Below are 19,280 nucleotides of genomic sequence, written 5' to 3'. Positions count from 1 at the left end.
TATGGTGTGCCATCCACCGGCGTTATGGAGGGCATGTGGAGCTTCCGACACTCGATCTGAACCTGATCGTCGTCCTGCACGCGCTCCTGGAGGAACGCAACGTCACCCGAGCCGGGGAGCGCGTGGGACTGTCCCAGCCCGCGACCAGCGCCGCGCTGGCCCGGCTGCGCAGGCATTTCGACGACCCGCTGCTGGAACGCAGCGGCAGTCACTACGCGCTCACGCCGGTCGCCCAGGGACTGCGCGCGGAGCTGGGCGACACGGTGGAGCGGCTCACGCGGCTGCTGACCGCGCAGCCGCGATTCGAACCGGAGAGCTCCACCCGGTGTTTTCGCGTGCACTGCTCGGACTCGGTCCTGACCGTTCTGGGACCGGCCCTGGTCACCGCCGTCCACTCGGCGGCGCCACAGGTCCAGCTCGACATCCGGCCGGTGGACCCCGAGATCATCCACGACCCCCACACCGTGCTCGGCGACACCGACATCCTGGTCATGGCGCGGGGCCTGCTCAGCGACCTGCCCAGCCTCGACCTCTACGCCGACCGCTGGGTGTGCGTGGCCTGGGAGGGCAACACGGTCACTCCCGCAGCCTTGTCCGCGGCGGACGTGCCCGGTACCCGCTGGATCGTGCCGTTCGGCCCCTCGCCGCTCGCCTCACCCGCCGACGCCCATCTCTCAGCGCTCGGACTCGACCGGCACAGCGCGGTCACCGTGCAGAGCTTCACCGCCCTCGGCCGGCTCGTCGTCGGAACCGATCTGCTCGCGCTGGTCCACGAGCGCGTGCTGCGGACATCGCCCGACGTGCCGCTGCGCCTGGTGACATTGCCCGTACCGATGCCCGAGCTGCACCAGGCCGCCTGGTGGCACCCCAGCCGCCAGCTCGACCCCGGCCATCGGTGGCTGCTCGGCATGCTCGCCGACGCCGCCGGGACCCTGGCCCCACTGGAAACCGACGGCACCGGGCGGGGAGGAGCCCCGAACCCCTGATCATGCTTGCGGTGCGCACTCCGGGCCGAGGAGGTACCGCACCGCCGTGCTGGTGAGGTGCTCCACGAACACCCGGTCGTCGGCGTCTGCCCCGGCGAAGCCGGGACCGTAGGCGACGCGCAGGACGCAGGCGGCGAACAGTGTGCTGAAGCACAGGCGCACGGCCCGCTCGGCGTCGTCGTGGGTGATCTGCTGCCGGGCCCGCAGCACGACGGCGGTGAACAGGTCCGACACGTGCCGGCTGTTGGCCCGCCCCCTGCGGTGGACCTCCGGATGGGCTCCTGACAGCAGCACGACCGGCCTGAGGAACGCCGCATGGCGGGTGAAGCTTGCGGCGACCTCCGTGACCGCCCCCGCGATCAGCTGCCGCGCGTCCAGACCGGCCCAGCGTTCCTCACGCGTGAAGACCTCCTCGTCGGCCCTGATCCGGTCCACCCCGTGCTCGTACACGGCCAGGAACAGGGCGTCCTTGCTGGTGGTGCGGTCGTAGAGGGCGCGTGGCGCGACCTGGGCGCGCTCGCAGACCGCGGCGATCGTGAACGCCTCGTACCCGCCCTCCTCGATGAGCGCGACACCGGCGTCCAGGACCCGGGCCCAAGCCTGCCGACTGCGCTCCTGGCGCGGCGGCCGGATGGCGAGATGGTCGGGGATGTCGTCCGTTCGGGCTGTCACGACGCCCATTCTCCCTGAACACCTCGCTCCGGAAACTTTGCCGTAACCCTTGACATCGCCTCACTGGCGGCCCGATTCTCTCGTAACCGTAGTGCGCACTTCGTTTTTATGCGAAGACTCCCCCGCCCTGGAGGCATGCATGCTCATCGTGATCGGCACAGCGCGGTCCGCTCCCGGCCGCCGCGACGAACTGGTAGCGGCCGCGCGGAGGATGAGCGAGGCCACCCTCCGCGAGACGGGCTGTCGCTCCTACGGCTTCTACGCCGACCTGACCGACCCGGACACGATCGTCGGCGTCGAGGTGTGGGACAGCCAGGACGCGCTCGACGAGCACATGGGCCGCCCTCACACCCGGGACTTCCTGGCCCAGGCGCCGGCCCTCGTGTCGTCGGAGCCCACCATGACCATCCACCGGGTCATCGACGACCAGGGCTGAGGACACCCACCATGAACTTCCTTCCCGGCAAGCGAGGCCGTGTCGCCGTCATCGGCGCGGGCCCCGCCGGCATGGCCGCCGCGCTCTCCGTCCACCAGGCCGGTCACGACGTCGTGCTCTTCGAGCGATACCCGCAGGCCAGACCGGCCGGCAACATCCTCAACCTGTGGCCCGCCCCGATCAAGGCACTCGGGCTGCTCGGGGTGGACACCGAGGACCTGGGTGCCCCCTGCACCTCCGAGTTCCGCAGCGCCGACGGCCGCCGCCGGGTCCGCGTGGAGCTCCCCGAGGACGTCGTGCGCACCTACGGCGGCGGCTTCATCGGACTGCTGCGCCCAGAGCTGTACGAGCGGCTGATCGCCGCCCTGCCCAAGGGCGTCCTCCACGTCGACCACACCGTGGTGCGTGTCGAGCAGGACGAGAGTGGCGTGCGGCTGCATCTGTCGGACGGCGCGATCCACGACGCGGCCGTCGTCATCGGCGCCGACGGCATCGACTCCCTGGTCCGCCGCACACTGTGGGGCGACAGCCCCAAACGCGAGCACAACTTGCATATCTTCGGCGGCTACACCTTCGACGAGAGCGTCACCGCCGAGCCGGGGCTGTGTGTGGTCTCCCACAGCCGCACCGTGCAGGGCAGCTGGACCGCCGTCCGCGACAAGGGACGCGCCGGCTTCCAGTGGTGGGTGCTCGAGGCGTTCGACGCGAGCCAGGAGTTCACGGGCGACCTGTACTCCAGCGCGACCACGCTCGGCGAGGCCTTCGCCCGCCCGCTGCCCCAGCTGATCGCCGCGACTGACCCGGCGCACGTCCAGCGCTGGGTGATCCGCGACCGCAGGCCGCTCGAACAATGGTCCAAGGGCCGCGTCACCCTCATCGGCGACGCCGCACACCCCACCTCTCCCTACGCGGCGTACGGCGCCGGCATGGCCACCGAGGACGGCTACTTCATCGGCCGCCGTCTCGCGGGAGTGGACCTGAGCGACTACACTAAGGTCCGTCGGGCGCTGGACGCCTTCGAAACCCCGCGCAAGCCTCATACCGCCCGCCAGTCCCAGCAGGCCTACCTCCTCGGGCAGCTCTTCCATCACGCGCCTCGCCCGCTGCGACCGGTACGGGACGTCATCCTCGATCGCACCCCGGTCCTGCAGAAGGTGGTCGGCGAGGCCACGCCCGGCGAGATCCTCAAGCAACTCGGCGAGATCGACCGGGCCGAAGCCCGGTTCGCCGCGGTCCTCGGCGCCGGGGCGGCTCCCGGCACCGCCTTCTGAGCTGTGGCCGGGTCCGCCCCAAGGGGCGGGCCCGGCCACAGCTCAGAAGTGCAGCACGGTCCTGCGGGCCACCTCGGAGAACGTCAGGGCGGGGTCGTCCGGCGTGCACGCCTCGAAGATCCGGACCCTGGACAGCACGGACTCACCCGTTGCCCTCTCACGTGGCCATGCGCCCTTCTGCCGCCCGCGCTGGTCAGTCCCGGCCCCTCTGCCCGATGCCGTCCAGCAGAGTGTCGTAGAAGTAGCGTGCGACCTCGTGGGCTGTTCGTGACCCGCCGGGGCGGAACCACTGGTAGGTCCAGTTGCACATGCCGAGGATCGCGAGAGCGGCAAGGCGGGCGTCAGCGATGCGGAACTCGCCTTCGGCGTCGCCGCGTTCGAGGACGTCCACCACCATTTGCTGGTAGCAGTCACGCTTACCGGCGATCTCTTCACGGACCGCCTCGGGGAGTTCGCGGTAGTGCTCGAAGAAGACGCGCAGGTGCCCGGGGTGGGTCTCCATCAGCGACACGAGATCAGTCATGATCGCGAGGAGCAGGCCGCGCGGGCCGAGGCTGTCCTCGTCGAGGCGGCGCTGCTGGGCGTCGATGATCAGATCGATCATCTCCTGGTGCATTTGCACCAGCAGGGCGTCCTTGCTGGGGAAGTAGTAATAGAGCGAGGCCTTGCGGATGCCTACCTTCTGGGCGATGGCCTCCATGGGGGCGTCCTGGTAGCCACGCGCGTCGAACAGCTCCGCCGCGACCTTCATGATCTGCGCCTTGCGCTGTTCCCCGGACATCCGTGTGCCCGTGCTCCGTGCGTCCGACACCGGCGCTCTCCCGTTCCCACTGCCACTGCCACTGCCGGTCAATCTATGTCACGCGGCAGCGTGGGCAGGCCGGCGGGCGCCCGCAGCGCGAGCGCGTTTGTGAGGCAGGCCACCTTGTGGTACTGGGTGACCACCAGCAGCAACTCGACGATCTCCTGGGGTGTGTACGTCGTCGCCAGAGCGGTCCACAGGTCCTCCGAGACGGTGGAGGTGTCGTGGATCTCGTCGGCGAGCCGGACCGCCAGCGCGTCCCGCACCGACCGGAGCACTGGGGCGTCTCGTGTCGCGGTCGCTAGGACCTCGGCCTCGCTCAGGTCGGCCTCGGCGGCGAACATCTCCACGTGCACCGCCCACTCGGCCTCCGCCCCAGCACGGGCGCAGACCCGCAGAATGGTGACTTCGCGGACGCGGGCGTCGAGCAGCGTTCCCTTCAGGCAGGCGGCGGTGGCCCGGCGCAGATCGTCGAGGGCCGCCCGACTGTGGGCGACGGCCTGGAAGACCGGCAGCGGGCGTCCGTCGGGAAGCCGGTAAGGGTCCAGTAGGCGCCTTGTCTCGGGATCACCCGGTACGAGGGCGGGCAGGCGCCCGGTCAACGGGGCCCCGCGGTGGTTGCGGTTGTGGACGCCGGGCCGAGGGCCATCACACGCATGTCGCCGGCCACGACGAGCGGGCACCCGGTGCGCTCGCGGACCTCGTCCACGGTGACACCCGGGGCCGTCTCGCGCAGCACCAGCCCCCGGTCGGTGACGTCCAGCACAGCCAGGTCCGTGATCACCCGGTGCACGACCCGCGCGCCGGTGAGCGGCAACGTGCACGCGTCGAGGATCTTGGGCTCTCCCTTGCGGGTGACGTGCTCCATCGCCACGATGACCCGCCGGGCACCGTGCACCAGATCCATCGCACCGCCCATGCCCTTGATCATCGAGCCGGGGATCGCCCAGCTCGCCAGGTCACCGTGTGCCGACACCTGCATGGTTCCCAGGACGGCGACGTCCACGTGACCACCGCGGATCATCGCGAACGACACGGCCGAGTCGAAGAAGGATGCGCCCGGCAGGACGGTCACGGTCTCCTTGCCCGCGTTGACCAGATCCGCGTCGGCCTCGCCGGGCAGCGGGTAGTCACCCGTGCCCAGGATGCCGTTCTCGCTGTGCAGGCGGACGCGGACACCCGGAGGCAGCAGTCCGGGGACGAGGGTGGGCAGACCGATGCCGAGGTTGACGTACTGGCCGTTGCGCAGCTCCTGGGCCGCTCGCTGGGCGATCTGCTCTCGGGTCAGGCTCATCGGGACGTCTCCTCCTGGCCGGCGGGCCGGCGTTCGGTCAGCTTCTCGATGCGCTTCTCCGCGCCCGGCCCCTCCGGACCGATCGGCACGACGCGCTGGACGAAGATGCCGGGCAGGTGCACTGCATCGGGGTCGAGGTCGCCCGGCTCGCACAGCTCCTCGACCTCGGCGATGGTGATGCGCCCCGCCATGGCGCACAACGGGTTGAAGTTGCGGGCGGCCCGGCGGAAGACGAGGTTGCCGTCCGTGTCGCCCTTCCAGGCGCGTACGAGGCCGAAGTCGGGGGTGACGGCACGCTCCAGGACGTACGGGCGGCCGTCGAAGTCTTCGGTCCGGCGGGGCGGGGAGGTGACGGCGACCGTGCCGTCCGCGCGGTAGCGCCATGGCATCCCGCCCTCGGCGATCTGCGTGCCCACCCCGGCCGGAGTGAAGAAGGCCGGGACGCCCGAGCCGCCGGCGCGCAGCCGCTCGGCCAGCGTCCCCTGGGGGATGAGCTCCACCTCCAACTGCCCGGAGAGGTAGCGGCGGGCGAACTCCTTGTTGTCGCCGACGTAGGAGGCGGTGACCCGGTCGATGCGCCCGGCGTCCAGCAGGATGCCCAGCCCCCAGCCGTCGATGCCGCAGTTGTTCGACACGACGTGCAGGCCCCGTGGTCCGGCCTGGTGGAGAGCGTCGATGAGCAGGCTCGGTATGCCGCACGAGCCGAAGCCGCAAACCGCGAGCGTGGCGCCGTCGGGGATGTCGACGACGGCCCGGGCGGGGTCTGCGACGACCTTGCTCAGGGGAGCCGGTGTGCTCAGGGCTCCGGGGCCGGCGGCCAAGGGTGTCTCCATTGTCTCCATGACGGTCCTTTTCGGTTCCGTTGACACGGTGGCGCGGTCACCCTACGTTATCTACCGTCCGGAAGGTAGGTGGTATGCGTCAAGACCTGTCATCGGGCGAGCCGCCGTCCCCGGCCGCCCTGTCCCTGTTCAGCGGGCTGCTGCGAGACGCGGTCGCCCTGGCCGCCTCAGGGGTGGCCTCCCCGGAAGACATCGACCTCGCCATGCAGCTGGGGGCCGGACACCCGGTCGGCCCGCTCACGCTGCTCCGGGAACTGGATCCGGCAGTACGTGCCGGCGCCGGGCTGCCCGAGCCACCCGCGGTCACCGGTGTGTCCGACGGCAGCCCACAGGACGCGGACAACGAGCCATGGGCCCGTCCCGTGGGCGTCGCCGGGACCGGCACCATGGCGTCCGGCATCGTGGAGGCCCTGGTCCGGGCGGGCGTGCCCACGGTCGTGCTGGGCCGTTCGCAGGCCTCCGCCGACCGGCTGCGCGCCGCAGTCGCCACGAGCATGGACGCGGCGGTCGCCAAGGGCCGCCTCACCGGCCGGTTGCGTGACGGCGCGCTGAACCACCTGAGCCTGACCACCGATCCGGGCGCACTGGCCGACTGCGGTCACGTGATCGAGGCCGTCGCCGAGGACCTGGCCGTCAAACGGGAGCTGCTCGCCCTCCTCGACCGGTCGCTGCCGGAGCGGACGATCCTCGCCACGAACACCTCGTCCCTCACGGTCGCCGAGATCCGCGCCGGGCTCCCCGCCCGGCGCACCGTGCTCGCGCTGCACTTCTTCAACCCGGCCAAGGCGATGAAGCTGGTCGAGGTCGCCGGTGCGGACGAGGGGGTGCTGGACGCGGCCTGCGGCTGGATCCGTCGGATCGGAAAGGTCCCGGTGCGCTGCGGCGACGAGCGCGGCTTCGTCGTCAACCGCCTCCTCATCCCGTATCTGAACGACGCCGTACGGGCCCTCGGTTCAGGAGCGTTCACGGCCGCCGAGGCCGACGCCCTGATGCGCGAGGCGCTCGGTCATCCGATGGGCCCCTTCGAACTGATCGACCTCATCGGCACCGATGTCACCGCCGCCGCCCAGACGATGCTCCATGCGGCGTCCGGCGACGCGCGGCTGAAGCCCGCGGACGGTCTGCTGGCTCTGGTGGACGGCGGACGGCTCGGCCGCAAGAGCGGCGCCGGCTTCCATGACCACTCCGCTGCCCGGAGCGGCGCGTGAACACCCCCTCCGTCATCCCCAGGAGCACCTCATGAACGACCACCCGACCCCCGACCCGGCTCTCACCGACCGTAACGCCCTGTACATAGGCGGCAGTTGGCGCTACTCCGCCGGGGCCGCCACCGACCCGGTGGCCAACGCCGCCGACGGCACCGAGCTGGGCGCCATACCGCGAGGCACCGCCGAGGACGTGGACGTCGCGGTGATCGCCGCGCGTGTCGCCTCCAACGCCTGGGCCGCCAGCGGTGTCGCCGAGCGCGTCGAGGTCCTGCGGGCGCTGAGTGCGGGGCTCGCCGAGCGGCAGGACGCGATCGCCCGGCTGATCAGCCTGGAGGTGGGTACCCCGCTGAAGATCTCCCGGGCCGTCCAGGTCGGACTGCCGTCGGCGGTCCTGAACGCCTTCGCGGACACCCTCGGCTCGTACGCGTGGGAGCACGAGGTGGGCAACTCCCTCGTGGTCCGCGAAGCGGCCGGTGTCGTCGGCGCGATCACGCCCTGGAACTACCCGCTGCACCAACTCGTCGCCAAGGTGGGCGGCGCACTCGCGGCCGGCTGCTCGGTGGTCGCCAAGCCCGCCGGGGTCGCCCCGCTGTCCGCGTTCGCCTTCGCCGACGTCTTCGCCGAGGTGGCGGACCGTCTCGGCCTGCCCGCCGGCCTGTTCAACCTCGTGTCGGGCCCCGGCTCGGAGGTGGGCGAGGCCATCGCCGGGCACCCCGGTGTGGATGTCGTCTCGTTCACGGGGTCGACGGCGGCCGGAGCACGGGTCATGCGGACGGCTGCCGAGCACATCACCCGCGTCTCGCTGGAACTCGGCGGCAAGTCCGCCAACATCGTCCTGCCCACCGCCGACCTGGGCCGGGCCGTGAAGACGGGCGTGAACAACGCCTTCCTCAACTCCGGCCAGACCTGCTCGGCCTGGACCCGCATGCTGGTCTCCCGCGAGTCGCAGGACGAGGTGATCGACCTCGCCCGCGCCGCCGCCGAGCGCCTCACCCTCGGCCACCCGCTGGACGCGGCCACCCGCCTCGGCCCGCTGGCCTCCGCGCAGCAGCAGGCGACGGTCCGCGACTACATCCGGCTCGGCGAGAGCGAGGGCGGGGCCGGCCAGGCCGCCAAGCTCGTCCTCGGCGGCTCCGCCACCCCGGACGGCCTCGACGAGGGCTTCTACGTACGGCCGACGATCTTCGCCGGGGTCGACAACGCCTCCCGTCTCGCCCAGGAGGAGATCTTCGGCCCGGTCCTCGTCATCATCCCCTTCGACAACGAGGACGAGGCCGTGGCCATCGCCAACGACAGCCCGTACGGCCTGGCCGGCGGCGTGTGGAGCGGTGACGAGGAGCACGCGCTGGCCGTGGCCCGCCGTATCCGCACCGGCCAGGTGGATGTCAACGGGGGCGCTTTCAACCCCGCCGCGCCCTTCGGCGGCTACAAGAAGTCCGGTCTGGGCCGGGAGTTCGGCACCCACGGCATCGACGAGTTCACCGAGACGAAGGCGATCCAGCGATGAGCGCGAGCACGCACCTGGAGACGATCAGCCGCTACTACGACGGCTGCAGCACCGGCGACGTCGACCTGATGCGGACCACGCTCGCCGAGGACGTCGTGCACTTCTTCCTCGCCCCTAACCCGGGCTCCGCACCCGTACGCGGCGGCGAGCACCTGGCCCGCTACTGGCGCAAGGTGCACCGGCTCATCGACGCGGTCTGGGTCGTGGACCACATCCTGGACGGCGAAGCAGAGGCCGTCATCGAGTGGACGATGTTCTGGACCCCGCAGCACACCGGGCGGCGGGTGGCCACCCGCGGGGCGGAGTGGTTCACCTTCGACACCGACGGCCGGATTCGCGAGATCCGCTCCTACTACCGGCAGCACGAGGAGAGGGACACCGAGTTGGACGCCTTCCCGTACGCCGAGCGCGGCTACTCCGGCCACGGCCAGGAAGGCAGCAGTCTGCACACTCCCGCCGTCGAGGAGGTCCGGGCATGACCACGGTGACCACCACCCGCAAGGGGGCGGTCGAGTGGATCGCCCTCGACCGTCCGGAGCGGCTGAACGCCCTCGACGAGCCCACCCGCCGCGCCCTCCTCGACGCCCTCCACGGGGCTGACGAGGACCCCGCGGTCCGCTGTGTCGTCCTGACCGGCACCGGGCGCGCCTTCTGCGTCGGCCAGGACCTGTCGGCCCACCACGAACTCGTCGACGCCGGTGCGACCGTAGGGGACACCTACAACCCGCTCGTCACCACGGTCACGGGGATGGACACCCCGGTCATCGCGGCCGTCAACGGGCTCGCGGTGGGTGCGGGCATGGGCCTAGCCCTGGTCTGCGACCTGGTGATGGCCGCGGACACGGCGAGCTTCGCCTGCGCCTTCGGCAAGGTAGGGCTCGTGCCCGACACGGGGATCTCCGCCGTCCTGGTACGCGCGCTCGGCCACGTCCGTGCCTTCGAACTGGCCACCACCGGCCGCTCGTTGAGCGCACGGGAGGTTCATGAACTCGGCCTCGTGAACGCGGTCGTCCCCGCCGCCGACCTCGAAGCCGAGACGCAGGCGCGTGCCGACGCGCTGGCGGCCGGCCCCGCCGACGCCTTCGCCCTCACCAAGCGGGTCTTCCGGCTGGCCGCGCACGCCTCGGTCCCCGAGGTGATCGCCGCCGAGGCCGAGGCACAGGACATAGCTACGCGCGGTCCCGGACACGCCGAGGGGATGGCCGCCTTCACCGAGAAACGCGTACCGCGTTTCTCAAACATCCGCCCTGTCTGACCCGGACGCCTGCCACACCTGCTCGCGTTGGCCGTCGGCGAGTTCGCCGAACTCGCCGAACATAACGCTGGGCTGTCGCCCACCGTCACGACCTGATGGAGAAGATCACCGTCAGCGCGGGGACAGTCTCGGCGCTTCGTCGGGCTGGAGGGGGAAACCGCAGAGCGGCTGGCCGAAGGCGGGGGCGCCTCCAATCAGTAACTCCGAGCAACCCGGCTGACCTACGAAGACACGACACGCGTTCCGAAACGCTGAGAGGGGCGTTCCCGGGCCCAACTGAGACGATCGCCTGACGTGCAGTTTCGTAATTTTCCGCAAGGCCCCGCGGACCCGCCCGCCGCACAGGCGCTCAGCTTTAGGAGCCGTGCTCGGCGGTGCGTAGGTAGTGCACAGCGGCCACCGGGCCGACCGGCTCGGGCCGGGCCGCGAGTTGCTCGCGCAGACGCTGGATCTCCAATTGTTGAGCGGCGATGCGGGACAGGGCCAGTTGCTTGAGCGCCTTGAGCTCCTCGATCTCGCTGTCGCGGGCGTTCAGCCGCCGTTGCAGGTCGGCGTTGGCGTTCTTGAGGCGCTCGATGTGGGCGACCCGGGGATCGGGGATCGTCCCGGCCTCCCGCAGGGCTTCCAGCCGACGCTCGAACTCCTCAGCCAGGTGCTGGTAGGGGCCGGGACGCTCGCCGCCATCACGGCCCTTGCGCGCGTAGAAGGCGGTGCGCGGGACGCCGGCCTCGGCGGCCAGCGTCTTCAGGTCGCACTTGCCGCCGGACGGCAGTTCGCCGCGAAGCATCCGCTCCATGGCCGTTCTGACGGCCTCCTCGTTGCGGGCGCGGGTCTCCTCGCTGATCCGTCCCATCTCACACCACCGCCAGAGCGCCGCCGGCAGCGTCGATCTCGGCCAGGACCCGCAGCTCGCGTTCCAGCTCGCCCTGCAGCCGGGCCTTCTCCGCCTTCTGGCCGCGGCCGATCGAGGCGATGAACACCTTGTTGCTCTGCGCACTGGAGGCCCACACCGGCCGGTGGCAGGGATGGTGGGTGGCCTGCGGGCAGCGCGAGGAGTCGCACATGCCCGCCATCGGCTTCGTCCCGCCTTTGGCACCGGCCAGCTTCAGGCACAGGGCCTTGGACGGGTCCATGAACCAGCAGTAGTTCGCGGTGGCAAGGTGCAGGGTCTTCGCCCTGCGCGACAGCAGGTTGATCACCTCCTGGTCCCCTCCCTTCACGTTGGCGGCGCCGGCGGGCTCAAGCTTGCCGTCAACTTGGGCGAAGAACTCGATCAGGTCCTATGCACCGGGCCCGGCGGGCATCACGCCGTTCTGGAAGTCCCGGAACACCTCCAGGCTGATGGCCTTGTTGCGGTTCTGCTCCTCCTGGGCCATCTCGGCCAGGAACTTGCCCTGGGCGCCGCCCGGGAGAGCCGCGTAGCCCTCGGTCGTGGCCACCGAAACGTGCTTGAGATGAATCTTCGCCGCGAGCAACCCGCCCGGTCGGTGGGCGAGTTCGACCGCAAGGGTCCGCCGTAGCCTGCGCAAGTTCACCAGGGCCTCTGGGATCGGGGCCAGCCCCAGACGCCGGCCCTCGGGCCCGTTGACCCATTCACGGAAGCGCTGGTAGCGGCTCTTGAAGCCGATCCGGCCGAACAGATGTACCTTCCCGCTGTCCTCGCCGAGCAGGCCGGCGGCCAGGATGGCGGCGTCGTGCGGCTCCTTCACGGTCACCCACTCCTCGCGTTTTCCGCCCAGCGGCTGCCCCTTGATCAGCTTGCCGGCCAGGCGGTAGCGCACCCGCCCGGCCCCCGCGTCAGAGGGCGTCAGCGCACAGTCGAGGGGCAGTTCCATGACCTCACTCGTGCGCATGCCGGTGACCCCGGCGATCACCAGGATGCATGCCGTTCGGGCCTTCTCGATCAGGAAGTCGATGTCCTGGGCCCGGGTCAGCGGCAGTGTCCAGGGCACCTCGCCCTGGCCGTCCGCGCGCGGCACCAGGGCCGCGTCCACACCCCAGCCAGCCTGCACACCGACATCGGCCAGGGTCTGCTCCAGCTGGCCCCGCAGCGGACCGAGCCACTGCTCCCGGAAGGTGCGGATGCCGGCCTCTTGGGCGACCGCGTTCAGGTTGACCGCCAGGAGAGAGTCGTCCGCGAGCCAGCCGAGCTTCAGCCGCTTTTGGATGCGAAAGTCGGGCAGCAGTTCCAGCGGGGTGCCGGACCGCTGGTGGCGGTGCAGGACATCCGTGATCCGTGCCTGCCAGTTCTCGCCGCTGGAGGTCACGCTGACATGCCTGGCCAGCGAGCGGGGAGGCTGGGCCAGCAGGTGCGGGCCGAGCGTCTGACAGACGTACAGGGCCGCCGCCAACAGCGGCTGCAGAACGGTGTCGTCCAGGACCGGGGTCTTGTTCTTCCTCGTGACGACCTTCCCGGCGATGCTGTGGGCGCTTCGGCCCTGCCACGGCAGGAAGCCGTCCGAGTAGGCGTCGGTGGTGAACAGTTGCGTGTAGTAGGCGAGTTCGATCACCGCCTGTGCCGTGTCCGCGAGCCCGCCCTCGCTTCTGGGCCTGATGGCCGTCCCGTCCTTGCCCCGTACGTGCCGGCGCCATTCGAGGTAGGAGTCGCAGTGCTGCTGGGTCACCTGCGCGAGCGAGGTGACGCGGTTGTCGGTGAGCCAGTTCAGCCAGTCCGCGAGGAAACCCAGATGCTGGTAGCAGGTCATCACGTGCACAGGGGTGCGGTAGGCGGCCGGCAGCGTCCGCACGCCGTCGTGCCATGGGGCCATGCGGGCGAAGAAGAACTCCTTGGCCACCGGGCGCCAGCGCGCATCACGGATGAGGGTGAAGTCCAGGAGCCGAGCCCAGTCGGCCTGCTGCTGTGACAGGCCCTCCACGGCGGTGAAGAGCCACACGTCCTCGTCGAAGCGGGCCCGGTGCCCGCCCGGTTCCACCGTCAGCCGGGCGGCCTCGCAGACGTCGGCGCCCGCGAACGGGCTGACCCGCTCGCCCGTCCACGGGGAGGTCACCATGCTCGTCGTGGTCATCGTACGGTCCTCTCTTCCGCCCGCAGCGGCAGCTCGTCGTCGGTATCGGCCACCTCGGCGCTGGCCCGGGCCAGCGCCTCGGCGCTGAAGTGCACGCCCGGGTCCAGGATCTGGTCCAGGCGCTGGGCATAGACGCCGAACTGGGCCATGAACTCGGCGGAGGTCATCTCCTGCCAGCGGGCGGAGAAGAACGCCCGCAGCCGCAGCAGATTGGGCAGGTGGCGGGGGGCGAACAGGGCCAGCGGGCACGGCAGGCACACCCACGGCCTGGCCGGGCACGGCTTGCCCTTGGGTCCGTGCAGGCCCGACAGTTGGTCCGCGCACGCCGCGGTGAACACGTCCCGCTCGCCACCGACGAGTTCGGTCAGCACCTCGTCCGTCAGCTCCAGTGCCGCGACGCGGTCGGGGAACTCACGTACCAGCTTGGCCAGCGACTCCTCGGTCAGCACCATCGGCGGCTGGGCCCGCCTGAGCATGTCGCCCTGGGCGTCGGCGATGATGTCGTTCACCATCTCTCGCTGGGCCGCCGTCCCCAACGTGACGTAGTTGTCCCCCTCCACCCTCGGGCTGCGGTTCGGGTCGATCGTCGAACGTCGACTACCCTGCCACGACCGCCGCTCACGCATCGCAGCGTTGCTGGTACGGATCCGGTGCCGGTGGATCGACAACGGCTGGCCGGTATCGTCCTTCAGCCCGGTCCATCGCACCCAGTCCTTTATTCGGGACCAGTGTTCCCGTGTGGTGCGCCACCGCTTGGCCGCCGTTGAGTAGTGCAGCCACAGCGCGCCCCGGTCCGCCTCGGGAGCGAGCTTCCGGCCCAGAGAGGAGTGGTCGAGCCACTGCTGCAACAGCCGGCTCGCACGTGCCGACAGCACCAGGCTCTCTGGGGCCGTGCGGCCCTTCACGTAGTCGAGCAGAACGGTTGTCTCGCCGGCCCAGTCGATGTCGTCCAGGCCCAGATCCGCCAGGCCGTCCGGCACGATGCCGGTGTAGACGCCCAGCAGGAGCTGGTAGGCGATGACCGTGCCCGAGCTCGGGAACAGGACTTCGGTGTCCTTCTCGATCGAGTAGGGAAGCCTCCGCCCCAGACCGGACGGATGGCCAGGGATCCGCCAGTCGACCACGGCCTCGGCCCTCTCCGGACCCCATGTCGCCATCGCCCAGCGGACGTTGTTCAGACTCCAGCTGTTCTCGTAGGGGTTGCAGCCCTGGGCTGCTTCTTCCAGCGCCTGCCGATAGGCGGCGTAGTCCTCCTTCACGATCCTTTGGCACACCTCGGTCAGTCGAGCCCACTCACCTTCGCTGTAGGGTTTCAGCGGCTGGCTGACAGGCGTGCGATGGAAGTCACGACCGTCGATAAGCGCACGCACGTCCGGTTTCAGGACCGCGTGGTTGTCGTCGAGTCGCTGGAGCATCGCCCGGGCTTTGGACTCATTGATCGGGTGTGGGCGGCCCAGCCAGAACTCAGCGAGCACCCCGCGCGTCAGATCCGCTGCTGTGCCGGTGAATCCTGACTCGGCGAGCTTGTCGCAGAAGTAGCGCACACCGGTGCAGTAACCCTCGACGCTGCTCTGCCTGTCGAGGTCGCCGTGCGGCTTGACCAAGTCGGCCAGTCCCAGCAGCAGCTGCCGGGCCAGCAACGGGTTCCTGGACTTGTTGATCTGTATTGTGCAGGAGCGGCCGTCTGTGAACACCGCACTGATCGCCGGCGGCACCACGCCGGGCTCGGTCACCGTCGCGGGCATCAGACCCCCACCCCCGCCGGGTCTTCGCCAAACTCGGACTCCAGCTCGTGATCCCGTGCGGCGGCCAGCAGTCCGGCCTCCAGCCCGCTGCGCTCGTACAGTTCACGGAAGATGCGTGTGGTGTCCAGGCGGTGCAGGTACTTCTCCGTGGTCAACGAACTCGCGTGCCCCAACAGGTCGCGCAGCACGAGAATCGGCTCCGTCGTCCGCAGGTACAGCGCCAGTGCCGCGTTCTCGTCCGTGTCCGCCACCAGCCGCGCGGCCTGCGCGTAGTAGCCCGCGACCAGGCGCTTCATCGTGGCCATCGCCATCGTGTGACGGATCCGGTGCGGCCAGACATGCGGGAAACGCGGCTCGTAGCGCTCCCGGAGCCGGTCCGCGTTCCGTTCGAACACCTTCGCCCACTCGGTGAATGGCCGCCCCTCGCCCCAGACGGACAGCAGCATCGACCCGCCTCCGGGGCCCACCAGCCTGCGCCGGTCCACAGGCTTCATCGTCTCCCATGTCGTCCAGGTCCCGTTGACCCGGCCGCCGCGTGCATCGAACTCTGTCACCATCAGCGGCTCGCCCCAGCGTGCCGGCGGCATCCATGACGACGCCTGAACCGACAGCGCCCGCTCCAGCTCCAGATAGCTGTGCAGGTCCGACAGGACGTCGTAACTCACCCACGACTCACGGAACTTGCTGCCCTTGGTGATTCCCTCCGGCACAGGCAGCACCTGTGGGACATCCGTCCGTTGGCGCGGCAGCGGCGGAACCTCGCACGCGAGCATGTACGAGAACTCCTGCGACCGAAGCCCCGACGACAGTACGAACTTGCCCACCGCCGAGTTCCGCGCGATCTCCCGCCCCCGGTAGCCCCATTCCTCCGAACCGTCCGGCTGCAGCCGCCCCAGCCCCTTGACGAACAGGTCCGCGAAGTCGTCCATCAGATACTTGACGGTCACGTGCTCCTTCGGCTGGCGCCTGCGAGCCTGGTTCACCCGGCGCGTGGTCGCACCGCCTTCGAACAGCTGGACGCTCTCCTTGTAGGTGAACGGCGCGTGCGCGGCGTACCCGCGGTCGCTCGCCCAGTCGTAGAACTGGCTGAGGATCGACATGCTCTGGTTCCACATCGACGACGCGAATCGCTCCTTCAGAGGGCCCGATCCCCGGTGGACCGCGTAAGTGCCGAGCACGGCCTTCAAGCGGTCCCGGCTCCCGAATAGGCCGACCCCGTGCACTGCCGCGAAGTCCTTCCACTCGCGGACCGCGCGCACGTACGTGTGCCAGGAGTTGGCGGCCGGAACTCCTCGGGTCGGCAGCTCGCACGCCCATTGGTTCACCGCTGTGATCTCACGCACCCCGCCTTCGTCCTCGAAGAGCAGGTCGTTCTCGAAGAGCAGTGGCATTCCCTCAGGGATGGCAGGTTTGAACTCAAGCCCCCAGGACTCCCAACCTAAGGACGAATAGAACACTTGTTTCATTACGTCAGCCTACACGGACCTTGATGCCTCACAAACGATCTCCAATCCCCTCTCTGAGGCTCAATGCGACACTGCAAGTAAGTCGGAACAACCGACGACATGGGACTCGGCAAGACGATCACTCTGATCGCGCTGCATCTGCACCGGCAGAGCGAGACGTCGACCGCCGGTCCCACCCTCGTGGTGTGTCCGACGTCGCTGATGGGCAACTGGCAGCGCGAGATCGAGAGGTTCGCGCCCGGCACGCCCGTGCGCCGCTTCCACGGGGCGCGGCGCAGCCTGGACGAGGTGGCCGACGGCGAGTTCGTGCTGACCACGTACGGGACGATGCGCCTGGACGCGCGCCGGCTCGCCGAGATGACGTGGGGCATGGTCGTGGCGGACGAGGCGCAGCATGTGAAGAACCCGTACTCGGCGACCGCGCGGGAGCTGCGTTCCATCGGTGCACGCGCACGCGTGGCGCTCACCGGGACCCCGGTGGAGAACAACCTCTCCGAGCTGTGGGCGATCCTCGACTGGACGACTCCGGGACTGCTGGGGCGGCTGGGCACCTTCCGCACGCGGTACGCGCAGGCCGTCGAGGGTGGCCGGGATCCGGCCGCCGCGGAGCGGCTCGCCCGTCTCGTACGGCCGTTCCTGCTGCGCCGCCGCAAGTCGGACCCGGGGATCGCGCCGGAGCTGCCGCCGAAGACCGAGACCGACCGTGCCGTGTCCCTGACCAAGGAACAGGCGGGCCTGTACGAGGCGGTGGTGCGCGAAACACTCGCGGAGATCTCCGCGGCCGACAGCATGGCGCGGCGCGGTCTGATCGTGAAGCTGCTGACGGGGCTGAAGCAGATCTGCAACCACCCGGCGCAGTTCCTCAAGGAGGAGCGGCCGCGGATCGCCGGTCGTTCGGGGAAGCTGGAACTGCTGGACGAGCTGCTCGACACCATCCTCTCCGAGGGAGCGAGCGTTCTGGTCTTCACGCAGTACGTGCGCATGGCGCGCATTGTCGAACGGCACCTGACGGCCCGCGGCGTCACCTCGCAGTTCCTGCACGGCGGGACGCCCGTCGCCGAACGCGAGGCGATGGTGGGGCGCTTCCAGGACGGCGAAGTACCCGTCTTCCTCCTGTCGCTCAAGGCCGCGGGCACCGGCCTGAACCTCACCCGGGCCGAACACGTCGTGCACTACGACCGCTGGTGGAACCCCGCCGTCGAGGCGCAGGCCACCGACCGTGCCCACCGCATCGGCCAGACCCGGCCCGTGCAGGTGCACAAGCTGATCGCGGAGGGGACCATCGAGGACCGTATCGCAGACATGCTCGGCCGCAAGCGGGAGCTGGCCGACGCCGTGCTGGGTTCCGGCGAGGCCGCGCTCACGGAGCTGACGGACGCGGAGCTGGCCGATCTGGTGGAACTGCGAGGGGGCACCCGATGAACCGGCACGACCAGGACACGGAGCGCACGTTCGCCGCGCTGCCGCCCGCACAGGGGCAGGGGTTCGCGCACACCTGGTGGGGCCAGGCCTGGCTCAGAGCCCTGGAGGACACAGCGCTCGACTCGCAACAGCTCAAGGCGGGCCGCAGACTCGCGCGCGCGGGGGCTGTGGGCGCGGTATCCATACGCCCGGGACGTGTCACGGCCGTGGTCCAGAGCCGCGACGGCACGCCTCACCGGGCCGATGTCCTGCTGGAGGAGCTGGACGGCGAACAGTGGGACCGATTCCTGGACATGGCGGTCGAGCGGGCCGGACACGTCGCGGCGCTGCTGGACCGCGAGATGCCTCCGCATCTGGTCGAGGACGCAGCGGCCACGGGCATCGAACTGCTGCCGGGCATGGGCGACCTGGAACCGGAGTGCGACTGCGGCACCTGGGACCACTGCGGGCACACGGCGGCTCTGTGCTACCAGGTGGCGCGGCTGCTGGACCAGGACCCCTTCGTGCTGCTGCTGATCCGCGGCCGGGACGAACGGACCCTGCTGGACGACCTCCAGGCTCGCAGCGCCACACCCACACCCACGGAGGAGTCGGCCCAACCGGAGGGTGTGGACGCCGCCGAGGCATACAGGGCCGGCGACATCCTGCCGCCTCTGCCCGCCCCGCCGGAGCTTCCCACGGAACCCGGTATCCCGCCGTCCCTGGACACCGAGGCCCCGCCCGGGCCGGGCGTGGAACCGGCCGCCCTGGTGTATCTGGCTGCCCGGACCGCCGTCGAGGCACATCGCCTGCTCGCCGCGGCTCTCCGTCCCGGGACCGGACCGCACGGCCCGGACCAGGAGTTGACACTCGCACAGGATGCGGTCCGTCTCGCCGCAGGAACCGACGAGGCGGCCGTGGCGGACCGGCTGGCCGCCCGTTCGGGACGCGACCGTCAGGGGCTGGCGCGCGCCACGCGCGCGTGGCGCCTCGGAGGGGCGGCCGCGCTGTCCGTGCTGGAGGAGGAGTGGACCGTCTCGGGCGAGGCTCTCGCACGCGCGCGTGCCGCCCTGGAGTCGGCCTGGGACGAGGACGAGCGACCGTCGCTGCGAGCGAGCGGCAACCGGTGGACGGTCGTCGGCGCACCGGCCCAACTGCGCCTGGGGCGGGAGGGGCGCTGGTGGCCGTACCGCAAGGAGCGGGGCCGCTGGGTGCCCGCCGGAGCCGCCTGCCAGGACCCGGCGACGGCTCTGGCCTCGATGGAGTCGGTGGAGCCGGCTCCCGGGGAGGAACCCGCCTGAGAAGCGGCAGAGTTGGCTCGGGCAACGGCGCCCCGTCGGCTGGGTTCACACTGGCTGTGCGGGGCGGT

The 19,280-nt window shown here is 70.4% G+C and carries 18 protein-coding genes and 1 pseudogene; 9 read left to right on the top strand and 10 right to left on the bottom strand.

Annotated features, from left to right (window positions below; translation table 11 throughout):
• Nucleotides 1–35 precede the first annotated feature (35 nt).
• Nucleotides 36–986, top strand: a complete 951-nt coding sequence (locus tag IH68_RS0145610) for a LysR family transcriptional regulator (RefSeq protein ID WP_030948818.1) — start codon at nucleotides 36–38, stop codon at nucleotides 984–986.
• Here IH68_RS0145610 and IH68_RS0145605 read toward each other — a convergent pair whose 3' ends face one another.
• On the bottom strand, nucleotides 987–1,658 hold the full coding sequence (locus IH68_RS0145605; protein ID WP_234341808.1) for a TetR/AcrR family transcriptional regulator: 672 nt from the start codon (nucleotides 1,656–1,658) through the stop codon (nucleotides 987–989). It lies immediately after the preceding gene.
• Between the two features lie 139 nt (nucleotides 1,659–1,797).
• Between IH68_RS0145605 and IH68_RS0145600 the strand changes: the two genes are divergently transcribed.
• Together IH68_RS0145600 and IH68_RS0145595 are read left to right on the top strand one after the other, a co-directional pair.
• A complete protein-coding gene (locus IH68_RS0145600; RefSeq protein WP_030948810.1) occupies nucleotides 1,798–2,094 on the top strand; it encodes a putative quinol monooxygenase in 297 nt (98 codons plus the stop codon).
• Nucleotides 2,095–2,105: 11 nt separating this feature from the next.
• Nucleotides 2,106–3,365 (top strand): FAD-dependent oxidoreductase, encoded by a 1,260-nt coding sequence (locus IH68_RS0145595; RefSeq protein WP_030948807.1) that lies wholly within the window; start codon nucleotides 2,106–2,108, stop codon nucleotides 3,363–3,365.
• 193 nt (nucleotides 3,366–3,558) lie between these two features.
• Here IH68_RS0145595 and IH68_RS0145585 read toward each other — a convergent pair whose 3' ends face one another.
• From IH68_RS0145585 to IH68_RS0145570, 4 genes are read right to left on the bottom strand one after another with little or no spacing between them, the layout of a single operon-like run.
• Entirely contained in the window at nucleotides 3,559–4,176 is a 618-nt protein-coding gene (locus IH68_RS0145585) for a TetR/AcrR family transcriptional regulator (protein ID WP_030948805.1), read from the bottom strand.
• Between the two features lie 38 nt (nucleotides 4,177–4,214).
• A complete protein-coding gene (locus IH68_RS52195) occupies nucleotides 4,215–4,769 on the bottom strand; it encodes a carboxymuconolactone decarboxylase family protein (protein WP_051834065.1) in 555 nt (184 codons plus the stop codon).
• The gene (locus IH68_RS0145575; protein WP_030948801.1) at nucleotides 4,766–5,461 is read right to left on the bottom strand and encodes a CoA transferase subunit B; all 696 of its coding nucleotides are present in this window, start codon (nucleotides 5,459–5,461) and stop codon (nucleotides 4,766–4,768) included. Before IH68_RS0145575 ends, IH68_RS52195 begins: the two co-directional genes overlap by 4 nt.
• A complete protein-coding gene (locus tag IH68_RS0145570; RefSeq protein WP_234341807.1) occupies nucleotides 5,458–6,294 on the bottom strand; it encodes a CoA transferase subunit A in 837 nt (278 codons plus the stop codon). The genes IH68_RS0145575 and IH68_RS0145570 overlap by 4 nt, the downstream gene beginning before the upstream one ends.
• Nucleotides 6,295–6,377: 83 nt before the next feature.
• Here IH68_RS0145570 and IH68_RS0145565 point away from each other — a divergent pair, with 83 nt between their 5' ends.
• The 4 genes from IH68_RS0145565 to IH68_RS0145550 are packed head-to-tail and all read left to right on the top strand — an operon-like array spanning nucleotide 6,378 to nucleotide 10,273.
• Nucleotides 6,378–7,511, top strand: a complete 1,134-nt coding sequence (locus tag IH68_RS0145565) for a 3-hydroxyacyl-CoA dehydrogenase family protein (protein ID WP_051834064.1) — start codon at nucleotides 6,378–6,380, stop codon at nucleotides 7,509–7,511.
• 31 nt (nucleotides 7,512–7,542) lie between these two features.
• The gene (locus IH68_RS0145560) at nucleotides 7,543–9,018 is read left to right on the top strand and encodes an aldehyde dehydrogenase family protein (RefSeq protein WP_030948793.1); all 1,476 of its coding nucleotides are present in this window, start codon (nucleotides 7,543–7,545) and stop codon (nucleotides 9,016–9,018) included.
• A complete protein-coding gene (locus IH68_RS50960; protein WP_051834063.1) occupies nucleotides 9,015–9,497 on the top strand; it encodes a nuclear transport factor 2 family protein in 483 nt (160 codons plus the stop codon). Before IH68_RS0145560 ends, IH68_RS50960 begins: the two co-directional genes overlap by 4 nt.
• Nucleotides 9,494–10,273 carry an enoyl-CoA hydratase/isomerase family protein gene (locus IH68_RS0145550; protein WP_037886360.1) on the top strand — a complete coding sequence of 260 codons (780 nt, stop codon included), beginning with the start codon at nucleotides 9,494–9,496 and terminating at the stop codon, nucleotides 10,271–10,273. Before IH68_RS50960 ends, IH68_RS0145550 begins: the two co-directional genes overlap by 4 nt.
• A 355-nt stretch (nucleotides 10,274–10,628) precedes the next feature.
• Here IH68_RS0145550 and IH68_RS0145545 read toward each other — a convergent pair whose 3' ends face one another.
• The 5 genes from IH68_RS0145545 to IH68_RS0145530 form a co-directional block, all read right to left on the bottom strand.
• The gene (locus IH68_RS0145545) at nucleotides 10,629–11,126 is read right to left on the bottom strand and encodes a hypothetical protein (RefSeq protein WP_037886358.1); all 498 of its coding nucleotides are present in this window, start codon (nucleotides 11,124–11,126) and stop codon (nucleotides 10,629–10,631) included.
• A gap of 1 nt (nucleotide 11,127) precedes the next feature.
• Complete coding sequence (locus IH68_RS58795; protein ID WP_234341806.1) at nucleotides 11,128–11,472, bottom strand: hypothetical protein; 345 nt, start codon at nucleotides 11,470–11,472, stop codon at nucleotides 11,128–11,130.
• An 81-nt stretch (nucleotides 11,473–11,553) separates the two neighbouring features.
• Nucleotides 11,554–13,299 (bottom strand): site-specific integrase, encoded by a 1,746-nt coding sequence (locus tag IH68_RS50955; RefSeq protein WP_234341805.1) that lies wholly within the window; start codon nucleotides 13,297–13,299, stop codon nucleotides 11,554–11,556.
• Nucleotides 13,296–15,044: a hypothetical protein gene (locus IH68_RS0145535; RefSeq protein ID WP_030948780.1), complete on the bottom strand. Its 1,749-nt coding sequence runs from the start codon at nucleotides 15,042–15,044 to the stop codon at nucleotides 13,296–13,298. The genes IH68_RS50955 and IH68_RS0145535 overlap by 4 nt, the downstream gene beginning before the upstream one ends.
• Nucleotides 15,044–16,435, bottom strand: a complete 1,392-nt coding sequence (locus IH68_RS0145530) for a site-specific integrase (protein WP_037886357.1) — start codon at nucleotides 16,433–16,435, stop codon at nucleotides 15,044–15,046. Before IH68_RS0145530 ends, IH68_RS0145535 begins: the two co-directional genes overlap by 1 nt.
• Nucleotides 16,436–16,603: 168 nt before the next feature.
• On the opposite strand from IH68_RS0145530, the pseudogene IH68_RS0145525 reads away from it, so the two are divergent.
• Nucleotides 16,604–17,932: pseudogene (locus IH68_RS0145525) on the top strand (DEAD/DEAH box helicase); the annotation flags it as partial.
• Nucleotides 17,929–19,212: an SWF or SNF family helicase gene (locus IH68_RS0145520; protein WP_030948771.1), complete on the top strand. Its 1,284-nt coding sequence runs from the start codon at nucleotides 17,929–17,931 to the stop codon at nucleotides 19,210–19,212. The pseudogene IH68_RS0145525 and the gene IH68_RS0145520, both read left to right, overlap by 4 nt.
• Nucleotides 19,213–19,280 lie beyond the last annotated feature (68 nt).

Source organism: Streptomyces sp. NRRL S-646 (assembly GCF_000720765.1).
In the GTDB taxonomy this organism is placed as follows: domain Bacteria; phylum Actinomycetota; class Actinomycetes; order Streptomycetales; family Streptomycetaceae; genus Streptomyces.
The sequence above is the reverse complement of the archived record's forward strand: the minus strand, read 5'-3'. Positions and strand labels throughout refer to the sequence as shown.

Bases quoted from the DNA above. Each gene is read 5' to 3' on its own strand.
- IH68_RS0145595 (WP_030948807.1), top strand. From the start codon at position 2,106: ATGAACTTCCTTCCCGGCAAGCGAGGCCGTGTCGCCGTCATCGGCGCG.
- IH68_RS0145545 (WP_037886358.1), bottom strand. From the start codon at position 11,126: ATGGGACGGATCAGCGAGGAGACCCGCGCCCGCAACGAGGAGGCCGTC.
- IH68_RS0145565 (WP_051834064.1), top strand. From the start codon at position 6,378: ATGCGTCAAGACCTGTCATCGGGCGAGCCGCCGTCCCCGGCCGCCCTG.
- IH68_RS0145530 (WP_037886357.1), bottom strand. From the start codon at position 16,435: ATGCCACTGCTCTTCGAGAACGACCTGCTCTTCGAGGACGAAGGCGGG.
- IH68_RS0145570 (WP_234341807.1), bottom strand. From the start codon at position 6,294: ATGGAGACACCCTTGGCCGCCGGCCCCGGAGCCCTGAGCACACCGGCT.
- IH68_RS0145600 (WP_030948810.1), top strand. From the start codon at position 1,798: ATGCTCATCGTGATCGGCACAGCGCGGTCCGCTCCCGGCCGCCGCGAC.
- IH68_RS0145535 (WP_030948780.1), bottom strand. From the start codon at position 15,044: ATGCCCGCGACGGTGACCGAGCCCGGCGTGGTGCCGCCGGCGATCAGT.
- IH68_RS0145550 (WP_037886360.1), top strand. From the start codon at position 9,494: ATGACCACGGTGACCACCACCCGCAAGGGGGCGGTCGAGTGGATCGCC.
- IH68_RS0145575 (WP_030948801.1), bottom strand. From the start codon at position 5,461: ATGAGCCTGACCCGAGAGCAGATCGCCCAGCGAGCGGCCCAGGAGCTG.
- IH68_RS50960 (WP_051834063.1), top strand. From the start codon at position 9,015: ATGAGCGCGAGCACGCACCTGGAGACGATCAGCCGCTACTACGACGGC.
- IH68_RS0145520 (WP_030948771.1), top strand. From the start codon at position 17,929: ATGAACCGGCACGACCAGGACACGGAGCGCACGTTCGCCGCGCTGCCG.
- IH68_RS0145560 (WP_030948793.1), top strand. From the start codon at position 7,543: ATGAACGACCACCCGACCCCCGACCCGGCTCTCACCGACCGTAACGCC.
- IH68_RS50955 (WP_234341805.1), bottom strand. From the start codon at position 13,299: ATGACCACGACGAGCATGGTGACCTCCCCGTGGACGGGCGAGCGGGTC.